At 68.8% G+C, this 14,341-nt stretch carries 10 protein-coding genes; 6 read left to right on the forward strand and 4 right to left on the reverse strand.

What is annotated here, in order from left to right; genetic code table 11:
• Positions 1-17: 17 nt before the first annotated feature.
• The 3 genes from AC5JCN_RS01825 to AC5JCN_RS01835 all read right to left on the reverse strand — a co-directional run bounded on the left by AC5JCN_RS01825 (position 18) and on the right by AC5JCN_RS01835 (position 6,394).
• Entirely contained in the window at positions 18-2,015 is a 1,998-nt protein-coding gene (locus AC5JCN_RS01825) for a CHASE2 domain-containing protein (protein WP_495753293.1), read from the reverse strand.
• Positions 2,015-5,749, reverse strand: a complete 3,735-nt coding sequence (locus AC5JCN_RS01830; protein WP_495753294.1) for a FecR domain-containing protein — start codon at positions 5,747-5,749, stop codon at positions 2,015-2,017. The genes AC5JCN_RS01825 and AC5JCN_RS01830 overlap by 1 nt, the downstream gene beginning before the upstream one ends.
• Before the next feature lie 159 nt (positions 5,750-5,908).
• Positions 5,909-6,394, reverse strand: a complete 486-nt coding sequence (locus AC5JCN_RS01835; protein ID WP_495753295.1) for a Pycsar system effector family protein — start codon at positions 6,392-6,394, stop codon at positions 5,909-5,911.
• 403 nt (positions 6,395-6,797) lie between these two features.
• Here AC5JCN_RS01835 and AC5JCN_RS01840 point away from each other — a divergent pair, with 403 nt between their 5' ends.
• Positions 6,798-8,870 carry an NAD(+) synthase gene (locus AC5JCN_RS01840; protein ID WP_495753296.1) on the forward strand — a complete coding sequence of 691 codons (2,073 nt, stop codon included), beginning with the start codon at positions 6,798-6,800 and terminating at the stop codon, positions 8,868-8,870.
• A gap of 57 nt (positions 8,871-8,927) precedes the next feature.
• On the opposite strand, the gene AC5JCN_RS01845 is transcribed toward AC5JCN_RS01840, so the two are convergent.
• Positions 8,928-9,695 carry an SDR family NAD(P)-dependent oxidoreductase gene (locus AC5JCN_RS01845; RefSeq protein WP_495753297.1) on the reverse strand — a complete coding sequence of 256 codons (768 nt, stop codon included), beginning with the start codon at positions 9,693-9,695 and terminating at the stop codon, positions 8,928-8,930.
• A gap of 213 nt (positions 9,696-9,908) precedes the next feature.
• Here AC5JCN_RS01845 and AC5JCN_RS01850 point away from each other — a divergent pair, with 213 nt between their 5' ends.
• From AC5JCN_RS01850 to AC5JCN_RS01870, 5 genes are read left to right on the forward strand one after another with little or no spacing between them, the layout of a single operon-like run.
• Positions 9,909-10,766, forward strand: a complete 858-nt coding sequence (locus tag AC5JCN_RS01850; RefSeq protein WP_495753298.1) for an STAS domain-containing protein — start codon at positions 9,909-9,911, stop codon at positions 10,764-10,766.
• A complete protein-coding gene (locus AC5JCN_RS01855) occupies positions 10,766-11,167 on the forward strand; it encodes an STAS domain-containing protein (RefSeq protein WP_495753299.1) in 402 nt (133 codons plus the stop codon). The genes AC5JCN_RS01850 and AC5JCN_RS01855 overlap by 1 nt, the downstream gene beginning before the upstream one ends.
• A complete protein-coding gene (locus AC5JCN_RS01860; protein ID WP_495753300.1) occupies positions 11,148-11,552 on the forward strand; it encodes an anti-sigma regulatory factor in 405 nt (134 codons plus the stop codon). Before AC5JCN_RS01855 ends, AC5JCN_RS01860 begins: the two co-directional genes overlap by 20 nt.
• Positions 11,549-12,553 (forward strand): ATP-binding SpoIIE family protein phosphatase, encoded by a 1,005-nt coding sequence (locus AC5JCN_RS01865; RefSeq protein ID WP_495753301.1) that lies wholly within the window; start codon positions 11,549-11,551, stop codon positions 12,551-12,553. The genes AC5JCN_RS01860 and AC5JCN_RS01865 overlap by 4 nt, the downstream gene beginning before the upstream one ends.
• Complete coding sequence (locus AC5JCN_RS01870) at positions 12,550-14,277, forward strand: ATP-binding protein (protein WP_495753302.1); 1,728 nt, start codon at positions 12,550-12,552, stop codon at positions 14,275-14,277. Before AC5JCN_RS01865 ends, AC5JCN_RS01870 begins: the two co-directional genes overlap by 4 nt.
• Positions 14,278-14,341: the final 64 nt, after the last annotated feature.

Here is a 14,341-nt window from a genome sequence, read left to right on the forward strand (position 1 = left end):
CGGGCGGAACCTCACATTCAGGCGAGGGCGTCGAGCCGGTCCAGGAGCCTGTCGTAATGGCTGGTGAGTTGCGGGGCCAGGCGCTTGCATTCGTGGATCAGCATCCGTGCCTCGCCGGCGCGCTCCGGACCGTCGCGCATGGCGGCGAGCATGCGTGACTGCGTGTCCAGGAGCGCGATCACCTGTGGGTCGCCGGCATGGGCCGCGTCGGCCAGCACCGTGTGCACGGCAGTCGCCTCGCTGCGCCCGCGCACCGCGATCCTGTCGAGTTCCACCAGGACGTAGCGGTCCTTCACGGCAGCCGCGGTCCCCGGTCCCAGGATGAGCTTCACGCCGAGATCCTTGGTGAGGCTTTCCAGCCGCGAGGCGAGGTTCACGGGGTCGCCGAGGACCGAATAGTCGTAGCGCCAGCGCGAGCCCATGTTGCCGACCACGCATTCGCCCGTGTTGATCCCCACGCCGACCGCCAGCTTGGGGGCCGGGCCGTCCCAGCTTGCCGCAAGCTCCTCGTTGACCCTCTCCACGGCGCCGGACATGGCGAGCGCGGCACGGACCGCCGCCGCCGCGTGGTCGGGATGCGGCAGGGGGGCGTTCCAGAACGCCATCACGCAGTCGCCCATGTATTTGTCGATGGTGCCTTTCTCGGCCAGGACCTCGGCCGTCAGCGCGTCGAGGAGGCGATTGACGACGCTCGTCAGGCGTTGTGGCTGGTCCTTGAGCTTCTCCGAAAGCGAGGTGAAGCCGCGTACGTCGCAGAACAGGATTGTGAGCCGCCGCAACTCGCCGCCCAGCCTGAGCGCCGAGGGATCCCGCGCCAGCTGCTCGACCAGTTCGGGCGCGACGTAGCGGGAGAAAGCCTCGGACACGGCCCGCCTCTGCTGGCGTTCGAGCGCGTAGTCGAGCCCGAACCGGATGCCGAAGACGCCGAGCGCCGCCGCGGAGGGCAGGGCGGGGGAGACGAACACCCTGCCGTAGCGCAGCAGCATCCAGCTGGCGGCCACGAGCAGGACGATGCTGCCCGCGGCTGCGATGCCGGTGCGCCAAGAGGTCTGCCGCCCCGCCGCCAGCCCGGCAGCGAGCGCAGCCAACAGGACGATGCCCGCCACTGCCGCGCGGCCCAGCGGAACGGCCCAGAACTGCTCCCGCAGATTGTCGATGATCGTGCCGTGCACCTCGACACCGGCCGTCAGCCGTCCCGATGTCAGCGTGTACGGGGTGACGAAGGCGTCCGAGCCGCCCGTCGCGACGTCGGGCGCGTTCTTCAGGCTCAGACCGACGAGCACCGTCTGGCCGGCCAGACGCCCCTTGGGCAGATAGCGGAGGGGGTCGAGGGCCTGGTAATAGGAAATGGTGGGGTAGGTGCGGGGATCGCCGAAGAACTGGATGAGGGCACCCTCCGGCACTTCGCCGGCGGGGTGGCCCGCGGCTGCCAGGACTCTTGCGGCAAAGCTGTCCGGGGAGACGGGCATCCGGCGCAGCGCCCCGTCGCCGTCGAGAACGAGCGAGGTCAGCCCGGAACGCGCGCCCGACGCGGTGAGCGCCGGCAGCGGCCCGACGCGGGAGACCTGGGTTCCCTGTTCGAGGGTGAGGGTTTCCTCGTCAGCAGCCAGCACCACGTCCGGTCCCATGGCGCGGGCGAGCGCGGCGTCCTCGTCCGGGGAGGACGGTTCGGCGAAGAGGATATCGAGGCCGATCACCTTGGCGCCCGCTGCCCGCAGGCTTTCCACCAGCTTCGCGTGCAGGCTGCGCGGCCACGGCCATTGCCGGCCGAGCTCGGCGAAGGAGGGCTCGTCGACCGCCACGACCACGACGCCCGGTGCTGCCGGGCGAGGCGGGGCGACGACAGACAGGAGGTCCCAGGTTCGCGCCTCGACCAGCCGGTACGCATCGGTTGCGCCCAGCGTGAGAACCACGGCCGACGAGAGCAGGGCAGGGCCGAGGATCCGGGCCGCAAGGGAGGAGCGCAGCTCCCGCGCGCCCGAGGCGAGCGCCGCGAGGAGCCCGCGCGAGCCCATCAAAAGCGGCCCTTCACCGTGGCCACGAATGTGCGTCCGCTGCCCTCCAGCGGTGCGACCGCGGGTGTGCTGACGAGCACCGGGTTGTTGGGCAGGACCTGCACCGATGCCGCCGAGCCCGGGGCCAAGTCATATTGCCGGTCGAAGATGTTGAGGACGGCGAAGCTGACATAGAGGCGCCTGTCCGGTGTCTCGTAGGACAGGTAGGCGTCCGTGGTGGCGAACGCCTTCAGCTCCGCCCCCAGCAAGTCGCCGGCGCGCTCGCCGACATAGGTCGTGGCCAGCGTGAAGCGGATGCGGCTCGGGTGCAGGAAGGTGAACCCCGCCCGGGCAAAGCGGTCGGGAACACAGGGGATGTCCCGGCCGACGAGCCCCGGCGTCTTGTTGTCGGACTGCGACGCGCCCACCGTGCCGAACACGCCGATGCCGCCGGGCAGCCAGATGTTGGCGCTGGCCGCGACGGTGTCGACGGTGCCCTTGACCACAGGCAGCGAGTCCAGCGTGTCGGGCACTCCGATGGAAAGCCCGTCGATCTTCTGGTGCTGGTAGTCCACCGCGGTGAAGAGGTGCGACGTCCATTCCGCGTCCCAGCGGACCGCGGCCGTTTCGGTGCGCGAGCCGATCGTCACGGGCAGCGTGTTGGGGATGAGACCCACCGTCGCAATGGGTGCGAGCGTGAAGGAGCCCGACACGAGCTCCGAGTCCTGCCGCCACATGGCGCGGAGCCACTGCCCCTCGATCGGCGAGACTGCAACGCCGATGCGCGGATCGAGGTGCTGCTCGGTCTCGCCTGCTCGGCGCAACTGCACGCCCTGCAGGCCGGCCTGGGCCTCGAACCTGTCGGACGGGCGCCAGAACGCGTCCGCGTACAAGCGTCCGGCCTGGATGTTGCTGTCGGTCCGCGCGAAGTCGCTCGTCGCGTTCGTGAAGGCGAAGATGGGAATGGCGAGGGTCGTGTCCTGGCTCTGCCAGGCGTTGACCTTCGCAAACTGGCCTTCGGCGCCATAGCGGAGCGTGACATCGTCGATGCCGTAGCTGTGCCCGATGGTGGCGACGACGCTGTCGACCGTGGCTTTCTCGCGCGTGGCGGTGTCCAGCGTCGTCGGCAGCTGGAAGCCGAAGAAGTCGAGGGAGCCGAGATAGGACCTGCTCCGGTCCTGAAGCTGCGAGGCGCGCGTGCCGACGACAGCCGCGTTCAGAACGTTGCGATACCCGAAGGTGTGGCTGAAGCCGGCGCCGACCTGCGCGGCGTCCTGCTTGCTGCCGTCGGTCGCGACCTGGGCCCCGTCGCGGACGGAGAGGTCGGGCTCGTTCTGCGTCGCCGTTCCCCAGAACAGCAGGCGGTTTGCTGCGCTGGGCTCGACGCCGACGAAGACGGTGGCGGTTTTGGCTTCCTCCCCCAGCACTTTCCGGGGATCGCTCGTGCGAACGGTGCCGAACTGGGCGGAGAAGGAGACGGGTGTGGGATCGTTGCTGTAGCCCTGCACGTTCACGTCTGCAGCCCAGCCGGTCTTGCCGTCGCGGGCAATGACGCTGCCGCCGATCTCCACGTCCAGGAATGGCCGGCGCAAAAGGTCGATGCGGCCGATCCGGCCCGACACGGCGAGTGGATCCAGCAGCGCGCCCTGCAGCACGAGGTTCAGCGAGGCAAGGTCGTACTGCCCGGCGAAGCCTTCCAGCGGGTCCTGCCGCGTGAAGAACGGCGCATATCGTCGGTTCTGTGCCTGGTCGAAGTAGCCGGACGCCTCGAACGGATCGAACACCCGGTCGCCGTAGAACCGGCCCCACTGGTCGAGGTCGATGAGGCGATAGGCGTCGGCGAGATAGCTGCCGCCCTGCCGCGTCGTCGCCAGCGGAGAGAAATAGCCGCCCCGCGCGCGGAACCGGCGCACGGCCTCGCGGGCGTTGAGAATGGCCTGGTCGGCCTGGTCCTGGTCGATGGCGATTGCGGTGCGGGCCAGTGCCGTCACGGGATCGTTGGGGTCGAGCCGGTCGGCATTGTCGAAGGCCTGCTGCGCGAGGGCCTCGTCGCCGGCCTGGTACTGCGCGATGGCGACGCCCAGCAGCCCCTGTGCATAGGCCGGGTTTGCCGCGGACCCGGCGAGCAGGAACTCGAGGCCCTTCGCCTGGTCACCCTTCTGCAGGAAGTAGCGGCCCTTGGCGGTATACGCGACGTAGAATCCGGGATCGAGCGCGAGCGCCTTGTCGATATAGCCGATGGCCTCGTCGAGCCGGCTCTGGTCGAGCAGCAGAATGGCGTAGTTGGCGAGCGGCACGGGATCGTTGGGATCCACGGCGATGGCGCGCTTCAGGGCCTCCTCTGCCTCGAGGGTGGCATCCTTCGCCTCGAGCGCAAGCCCGAGAGCGTTCCAGTTCTCCGAGTTGCCGGGCGCTATCTCCGTCGCGCGTCGCAGATCGGCGATGGCGCCGTCGATGTCGCTATCGATGTCTGCCCGAAGGTAGCCGGAGGCGAGAAGCGTGTCGGGATCGTCGGGATCAATGGCTTTGGCGCGGTCCACCGCCGCCTTCATCTCCTCCCTGCGGTCCAGGGTGAGGGCGACCTGGGCAGAGAGAACTTGATACTGGACGTTGCCGCCGTGCCTCGCCTCGTTCTTCTTCAGGATTGCGGCCGCCGCCTGGAGATCCTCGGCGAAGCCGGTCACATAGGCATCTGCCATCACGGCCCACGGATCGCTGGCCGGAAAGCGCGGGCGCGGCTGCACCTTGCGCGGGTCGGCCAGCGAAGCGGCGATGTAGCGGCCGTACTCGGCCACGATCGCCCGGCGGCCGGAGAGACCGGGGCGCGCTTTGGCGAAGAGGGCCGCGGCTTCCTTGTAGTTGCGCTCGGCCCCGGCGAACAGCGCATCCAGCAGGACGGCCCGGGCGCGCTGGCTGGCGTTCAGCCCTTGTGCACGGGCCCTCGCCAGAGCCTCCTGCGCGGCAGGCGTCCCTTCCAGCCGGAGACGGGTCTCGGCCAGGGTCAGCCAGTCCTCGGCCGATCGTGCCTCGGCGGGCCGCTGCTCCAGCTGGGCCCGCTGTTGCCGCAATTGCCGGCCCTCGATGGGCGAGGCGGGGAGGGTTGTGAACGCGTCGCGGAGCGACAGGTGAAACAGCATCTGCTCGCGGTCTTTCGGGCGCACGAGCACGATCTTGGTGGGTGCCTGCCCGATCGCCGCCGTCGCGCCCTCGCCCTGGCGGACTGTCACGGAGCCTTGCGGGTTGGAGAGCACGACCTCGCCCTCCAGCACGACGAGCCCCGTGCGGCCGGAGCCGTCCACGGTCAGCGACCAGTCGGTGCCGCGAATGGCGGCTGCCGCCGCCGGCGTCTTCACGACGACGCTGGAACCGCCACGATTGGCGCGCGCCCACACATTGCCGACCGGAAGCGTCAGCTCGGTGGGAGTGTTCTCCGACGCCACCTCGTTGACGACCAGCGTCGACTGGCGGCCGACGCGGATCATCGTCTGGTCGGCGAACAGAAGGCCAAGCGTCCCGATCGTGTTGGTGCGCAGGGTGTCGCCGCCGAGGATGTCCTGCTTGATGCCTGCCCAGCGCCACGCCTCCTCGCGTGCGAAGCGCATCTCCTCGCCGCCCTTGGCGTCGACGATGCTGCCGGCGACCGGGGTGGAGCGGGCAACCGGGCTCTGTGCGAACGCTGGAAGCGCCGGGGCGAGCAGGGCGAGCGCCGTCGCCGCCATGAGGGCGCCTGTCCGCACCGGCAGGCAGCGCGTCATCCTGTTCCTCGTTCGATTCACGGATCGGGGCATCAGCCGTCTCCCCACGACCTCCCGGCCGCCGCCCGCAGCGTAGACGCCGCGGGGAGCCGAAGGAATTGAGTCTGTTGAGTTAGTTGAGCAAAACGCCGGCAGCGTTGCTTCAGCGCGACACGCCGCTCAGAAGGCTGAGCGGCCGAGGCCGATGGCAAGAGCCCATGGCAGGGCGGTGGCGAGGAGCGCGATCAGCGACCGCTTCAGGCAGGCGAACTTGGTGGTCAGGATGGCGGCGTTGACGTGGCACTGCGAGAGCAGGTCGTCGAGATACCCCGTGTCGTCGAGCCCGGTGAAACGGCGCCGGTACTCGTCGAGGTCCATGCGAGAAATCGTACCGAAGAAGCAGATCGACGGCCTGTGAACGTGAATGCGCGGGAACTGGCTGCGCAGCAGCTGGAAGAGCACGAAGGCGAAGCCGGTGGCCGTGAGGAGAACGACGGGAAGGAGGTGCGCTGGCCAGCGCGACAGCGGAGGCAACGAGGCGGAGAGCGCGCCCATCATGGCGAGGGTGACGCCGAGCACGCCGGCGCTTCGGGAATCGTGGCGGCCAATCCACTCCAGCATGCGCTGGAGGTTGCGTTCCGCCCTCAGGATCGCTTCCGCAGTCATCATTCCTCGCCCGTTCATTGTGGCAGGGCGCGCGCGGCCGAGTGATGGCCGGGCCCCTGTCCAGTTTCTTCCGGTGCGGGCTCCCGGTTACGCAACAATGCGCGACCGGTTGAGCCTCGGGCAGGGGTTAGCTGGGGCGAGAGGAACCGCGATGTGCGCTGACGCACGCAGCCACGATTATGGCGGCGTGCCAGGCTTCGGCTGACAAAAAGACAGCCCCGGACGGGGGCTGCGCGAGGGATACGGAAGCACGCAATCAAACCGGGCGGTCAGGCTGAACTTCGACCGGCCTGTGTTTGAAAAAGGGCAAGGCATTCCTCCTATGATAGGCTCGCGCTTGCATGCGATGCAGGCCGTCGTATGTCACAGGAGGCGCCCCTTCCGGCGCCGCGGGAACCGCCTGATGCCCTTTTCCTCCGCATACCGGCATGGATTTGCAAGGGTAGCGGCCTGCACGGCGCGCGTGCGCATCGCCGACCCCGTGACCAACGCGCAGACGGTCCGGCTGATGGCGGAGACCTGCCACGACAGGGGCGTGGCGCTGGCCGTGTTCCCGGAACTCGGCATTTCCGGCTACGCCATCGACGACCTGCTGCTGCAGGACACGCTGCTGGACGCTGTCGAGAAGGCCGTGGCGGGCCTTGCGGACGCGACGGCGAACATTCGCCCGCTGCTGCTCGTGGGCGCGCCGGTCCGCCACGCCGGGCGGCTCTATAACGCGGCCATCGCCATCCAGGGCGGCCGGATCCTGGGCATCGTGCCAAAGGTGCACCTGCCCAACTACCGCGAGTTCTACGAGCGCCGGCACTTCGCCTCCGGCGAGGGGACGGATGGGAGCACGGTTGGCTTCGCCGGGCAGGAGATCCCGTTCGGGCCCGACCTCCTGTTCGCCGCCGAGGACGTGCCCGGGCTGGTGATCCACGCCGAGGTCTGTGAAGACCTCTGGGTGCCCGTTCCCCCCAGCTGCCTGGGCGCGCTTGCGGGCGCGACCGTGCTCGCCAATTTGTCGGCCAGCAACATCACGATCGGCAAAGCCGATACGCGGCGCCTGTTGTGCCAGTCGCAGTCGGCCCGCTGCATGGCCGCCTATCTCTACTCGGCATCGGGGGTAGGCGAGTCGACCACCGACCTCGCCTGGGACGGGCAGACGTCGATTTTCGAGAACGGGGTCGTCCTGGCCGAGACCGGCCGGTTCCCCGAGGGCGACCAGATGGCGGTCGCCGATGTCGACCTCGACCTGATCCGTCAGGAACGCGCGCGGCAGGGCACCTTCGACGACAACCGGCGTGTGCTGGGTGTCGAGCCGAAGGGCTTCCGTACAGTGACGTTCCGCGTCGACCCGCCGCTTCGCGACATCGGGCTGGCCCGCAAGGTCGACCGCTTTCCCTTCGTGCCCGACGACCCCGCCCGCCTCGCGCAGGATTGCTACGAGGCCTACAACATCCAGGTGGCGGGCCTCGCCCAGCGCCTCGCCGCCATCAAGGCGAAGGCGGTGACAATCGGCGTCTCCGGCGGGCTCGACTCAACGCAGGCGCTGATCGTCGCGGCCAAGGCGTTCGACCGCCTGGGCCTGCCCCGCACCGGCATCCTCGCCTATACAATGCCGGGCTTCGCCACGAGCGGCGAGACCAAGGGCAATGCATGGGCGCTGATGCGGGCGCTGGGCGTTTCCAGCCATGAACTCGACATCCGCCCGGCCGCCCGGCAGATGCTGGCCGACCTCGACCACCCCTTCGCGCGGGGCGAGGCCGTCTACGACGTGACCTTCGAAAACGTCCAGGCGGGGCTGCGCACCGACTATCTGTTCCGCCTCGCCAACCACCATGGCGGCATCGTCGTGGGCACCGGCGACCTGTCCGAGTTGGGACTTGGCTGGTGCACCTATGGTGTCGGCGACCAGATGTCCCACTACAACGTCAATTCCGGCGTGCCGAAGACGCTGATCCAGCACCTGATCCGCTGGGTGGCGGCGTCCGGCCAGTTCGACGACCCGGTTCCCGCGACGCTGGAAGCGATCCTCTCGACCGAGATCTCGCCGGAACTCGTCCCGGTGGCCGAGGGGGAGAAGCCGCAAAGCACGGAGGAGAAGGTCGGACCCTACGCGCTGCAGGACTTCAACCTGTTCTACACACTTCGCTACGGCTTCCGGCCTTCGAAGATCGCTTTCCTCGCCTGGCATGCGTGGGCCGACGCGTCTCGCGGCGACTGGCCGCCGGGCTATCCCCTGGAGAACCGGCCGTCCTATCCGCTGCCGGTCATCCGCAAATGGCTGGGCGTGTTCCTGGCGCGCTTTTTCGGGTTCAGCCAGTTCAAGCGCTCCGCGATGCCGAACGGACCCAAGGTCGCGGCGGGCGGGTCACTCTCTCCGCGGGGAGACTGGCGCGCTCCGTCGGACGGAAACGCCGACATCTGGCTCGAGGATCTCGATCAGCATGTTCCTGCCGATGATCCCGGTCCGCCGGCCGTCTCCGCCTGAGCGCGACGGCCTGCCATCCCCTGCCCGCGCCATCGCGGCCAGGGGACGTTGAACCGCTCACATGGACGAGAAGCCGCCCTCGATCATCACGCATTCGCCGTTGATCAGGTCGGCCGCGGGGGAGGCGAGGAACAGGCAGAGGTCGGCAACCTCGACGGGCTGGCCAAATCGTCCGAGCGGCGTCTTGTCGAGCATTGGCTTGCCCTTCGCGGGGTCGCCCCACACCTTCTGGCCCATCGGGGTCAGGATGACGGTCGGGCACACGGCGTTGACCTGAACGTTGTGGCGCGCCCACTCCGCCATCATCACCTTGGTCAGCATGTCGAGGCCGCCCTTGGAGGCGCAGTAGGCGGCATGCTGCTCGATGGCGATGGTGCCGGCCTGCGATGAGACGTTGACGATCTTGCCGCGCTTCTGCGCGATCATGCCCGGCGCCAGCGCCTGCGCCATCAGGAACGGCGCCCGCAGGTTGACGGCCATCGTCGTATCCCAGTCCTCGACCTTGGCCTTGTCGAGAAAGTCGTTCAGCGCGACGCCGGCATTGTTGACGAGGATGTCGATCGTTCCGAAAGCGGCCAGCGCTTCCTTGCCTGCGCGGCGGCAATCCTCGACCTTGCTGAGGTCGGCGATGATGGGAACGCAGCGCCGGCCATGGCCCTCGACGACCTTCCTGACCTCGGCGAGGCCGGCCTCGTCACGCGCAACGGCGGCGATGTCGGCACCGGCCTCGGCAAAGACCGCGCAGATTTCGGAGCCGATGCCCTTGGAGGCCCCGGTGACGACGGCGCGCTGACCAGCGATCGAAAAGCGTTCGGCCCAACCCATGTGCGTTCCCCTGGCCCTGTTCTTGTTTGAAGGCGGCCGAAGTCTAAGGGCCGCCGGACCTCAAGAGCAAGCAAGCCGGGCGCACAGCGCAAAGGAACTCGCGAGCACCCGGATGCGTTCCCCATGCCAGGCCAGCCTACGTGCAGGCCCTCGTCGCCCCCGCCTGCGACGACCGGACCACATCCCGTCCCGGATGCCTGCAAGGAGATCGACATGGCCACCACGGCGGACATCCCCGCCATCCTCTCGGCCCGCCGGGAGGAACTGGTTTCGCAATGGCTGACCGAGTTGCAGCGCACCGGCGCATCACAGGGAGGGCGGCTCCGCAACACGGACCTGGAAGGCGAGTGCCGGCGCTTCGTCGACCTCCTCCTGCAGCTCCTGCAGACGGGCGGCGGTCCCGGGCGCGCGGAAACGGAGGCCGTCACTGGCTTCCTCACCGACCTCAGCCGGGCGCGAGCGGCCCACGGATTCTCGCCGAGCGACACCGCCAACTTCGTTCTCGCGCTGAAGCTGCCCTGCTTCGCGGCGATCGAGGCCGCCCTGACCAACGATGCAGCCGGCATCGCCGCGGCCAACCGCGAGGTGACGGTCGTGCTGGACCGGCTGGCGCTCTTCACCATGGAAGCCTACCAGCGCAGCCGCGAGGAGATCATCATCCGCCAGCAGCGCGAGATCACCGAGCTCTCGACCCCCGTCGTCAAGCTCTGGGACGGCGTGCTGGCCCTGCCGCTGATCGGGACGCTCGACAGCGAGCGCACGCAGGTGGTGATGGAGAACCTCCTGCAGAGCATCCTCGACCACGCCGCCGAGATCGCCATCATCGACATCACGGGGGTGCCCACCGTTGACACACTGGTCGCCCAGCATTTGCTGAAGGCCATCGCGGCTGCGCGGTTGATGGGCGCCGACTGCATCGTCAGCGGCATCCGCCCGCAGATCGCCCAGACGATGGTGCATCTCGGCGTGGAGCTGAACGTCGTTTCCAAGGCGAGCCTTGCCGATGCGTTCGCCCTCGCCCTGGCGCGCATCGGCCGCCGGGTGACCAGCGTCGAAGCCGGTCACGCCTGATGGACCGCATTCCCATCCTGAAGATGGGCGACGCCCTGCTCATCACCATCCAGGTCGACATGCACGACAGGCTGGCGCTCGCGCTCGAGGAGGACCTCACGGCCGCCATCGCCCGCACGCACGCCGCCGGCGTCCTGCTCGACATCTCGTCGCTGGAGATCGTGGACAGCTTCATCGGTCGCATGCTCGACAACATCGCGGCAGTGTCGCGGGTGCTCGACGCCGAGACTGTCGTGGTCGGAATGAGGCCCGCCGTAGCCATCACCCTGGTGGAACTCGGCCTGTCGCTGAAGGGGGTCCGGACGGCTCTCAACGTCGAACGCGGGATGGCTCTCATCCGCCGCCGGATCGAGGAAAGGCAGGCGGTGCGTGGAGCAGGTCGTGCTCGTCACACGCGATGACGCCATGCCGATCCGCACGTCCGACGACGTCGTGCGGGTGCGTCAGGAAGTGCGGGCGCGTGCGGTTGAAGCCGGGCTCAGCCTCGTCGACCAGACCAAGATCGTGACGGCGGCCAGCGAACTCGCCCGCAATACGCTCGACTATGGCGGCGGCGGAACGGCGCGTGTCCAGTCCGTGCAGGACGGCATCCGCCGGGGTGTCAGGCTGGTGTTCGAAGACCAGGGACCAGGAATTCCCGATATCGAGCGGGCCCTGACCGATGGCTTCACCTCTGGCGGCGGCCTCGGCCTGGGTCTCGGCGGCGCGCGCCGGTTGTGCAACGAGTTCAGCATCGAATCGCAGGTCGGGGTCGGGACGACGATCATCGTGGCGCGCTGGAAATGACCACGCAGGCGCTCGCCGTTTCGCATTCCAGCCAGGTGGCGGAGGCCCGGCGCGCCGTGGTGGGGCTCGCAGCGGGGCTCGCCTTCGACGAAACCGATCGCGGCCGGGCTGCGATCGTCGCCACCGAACTCGCCACCAATCTCGTCAAGCACGGCGGCGGCGGCGAGCTGCTGGCCGCGAGCTTCGACGACGAGACCGGGTCGGGCCTCCAGCTCATCGCGCTCGACAAGGGCCAGGGGATCGCGCGGATCGCCGATGCCTTGCGCGACGGCTTTTCGAGCGCCGGCAGCGCCGGGCAGGGGCTGGGTGCGGCGCGAAGGCAATCGCAGGCCTTCGACATCGCGTCATGGCCCGGACAGGGCACCGCGGTGCTTGCCCGCCTGCGGGCAGGGCGCCACGCCCATGATGCACTGGATCCGTTTCCGACGGTCGCAGGGGTGGGCGTTCCCAAGCCGGGCGAGAGCGTCTGCGGTGACGACTGGTGGGGCATCAGGCTGGACGACCGCATCCATCTGCTCGTCGCCGACGGCCTGGGACATGGGCTGCTGGCCGCGCAGGCCTCGGGGGCTGCAGTCGGCGCCTTCCGGCAGGCGCCCTGGACCGGGATCGAGGAGATGCTCGGCCTGCTGCACGCCGCTCTCCGCTCGACGCGGGGGGCTGCCGTCGCAATCTCCGAGGTGGACCTGTCGTCGCGGACGGCGCGCTATGGCGGCATCGGGAACATCGCCGGGGCGATCGCCGCTTCGGACAGCCTGAAGCGCATGGTGTCCCACAACGGCACGGCGGGCCACACGCTGCAGAAGATCCAGGCATTCTCCTATGCCGTGCCGGACGCGACGCTGGTGATCATGCAGTCGGACGGTGTCTCGACCGGATGGAGCCTCGCCCGCTATCCCGGGCTCGCGAGCGCCCATCCCGCCCTCGTGGCCGGCGTGCTTTACCGCGACTTTGCGCGTGGGCGCGACGACGCCACGGTCGCTGTTGCGAGGACCGTGCGGTGAGCGTCCTGTTCTCCGCCCCGCTCGACCGCGAGGAGCAGGTCGTCACCCTGCGCCAGCAGGCGCGCGCTCTCGCTGCCCAGCTCGGCTATGACGGCAACGATCAGGTCCGCATCGCCACGGCGGTGTCCGAGATCGCCCGCAATGCCGTTCGCCATGGCGGTGGCGGCGGTGCGGAGTTCCGCGTCGAGAAGGAGGACGGCCACAGCGTCCTTTTGGTTCGCATCACCGACGACGGTCCCGGCCTGCCTGGAGTCGACAGCGATACGCCCGTTCCGGTTCCCACCCAGCGCGGCAGCGGGCTCGGGCTCGCCGGAGCCGCCCGTCTCATGGACAGGGTGGAGGTGGCCGGCCATCCGGGTGCCGGAGCGCGGCTCGACCTCGTCAAGCGCCTGCCCGGCAACGCGGATACCAGCGCGGCGCAGCGGGCGGTCGCGCCGGAGCTCGCGAAGTTCAGGGCCGCCGATCCCTACGCGGTGGTCACCGACCAGAATCGCGAGCTGATCCGCAGCCTGACGGAACTCACCGACCGCAATGCGGAGCTGGAGCGCATCAGCACCGAGCTGGAGGAAACGAACAGGGGAGTGGTGGCCCTCTACGCCGAGCTCGACACGCGCGCCGAACAGCTGCGGAAGGCGAGCGAGATGAAGAGCCGCTTCCTGTCCAACATGAGCCACGAGTTCAGGACGCCTCTCAACTCGATCCTCGCCCTCTCGCGTCTTCTCCTCGACCGCACCGACGGAGACCTGTCGGGCGAACAGGAAAAACAGGTCGGCTTCATCCTCCAGGCCGCGTCGAGCCTGCGGTCCATGGTCGACGACCTGCTCGACATCGCCAAGGCGGAGGCGGGAAAGCTGCAGGTTCGCAACGGCACGATGTCTGTGGCGGAACTCTTCGGGGCCCTTCGCGGCGCGCTCAAGCCCCTCCAGGTCGAGTCCGTCGCGCTCGTCATCGAGGATCCGCCGGCCGGGTTTCCCGACCTCGTCACGGACGAGGGAAAGGTGGCGCAGGTCCTGCGCAATCTCATCTCCAATGCCCTGAAGTTCACCGAGCGTGGTCAGGTTCGTCTCTGCGCCGATACCGACGGGACGTGGGTCACCTTCGCGGTGAGCGACAGCGGCATCGGCATACAGCCCGAAGACGTCGCTCGCATCTTCGACGAGTTCGAGCAGGTCGATGGCCGGCTGCAGGGCCGGCAGAAGGGCACGGGCCTCGGACTGCCACTGTCCCGCAAGCTTGCCGAGCTCCTCGGCGGCGGTATTTCCGTCGAGAGCGAACCCGGCAAAGGCTCGACGTTCCGGCTGCGGATTCCGCTCCGTTTCGGCGACGTTCCGGCCGGCAGCGCCCGGTCTCTTCTCGTCGTCGACGATCATGAGCCGTTCCGCTACGTCGTGCGTCAGGCCGCGCTCGCAAACGGTGTGACCCGGGTGCTGGAGGCAGCGAACGGGCAAGAGGGTCTCGCGGTGGCCCGCGCCGAAATGCCGGACCTCGTGGTGCTCGACCTTCAGATGCCCGGACTCGACGGCGAGGGGGTGCTGCGCGAGCTGCGGAGGGACAGACATCTCGCGGGCGTGCCGGTCGTGGTGCTCACGTCGCAGCCGATCACGCCCGAGTTGAGGCGCCGGCTGGACGGGGCACGCACCGTCCTGAGCAAGGACGACCTCACGCGCGACCTTCTGGGCGACCTGCTGGGCCTGCCGCACGGGCATCCCGGGGACCCTATTTAAACCGATGCAACTCACGCGCGTATTTTGTATGTCTCATCGAATGGGGGCGTCGGCCGGGGCAATC

The sequence above is a fragment of the Alsobacter sp. genome (assembly GCF_059501845.1).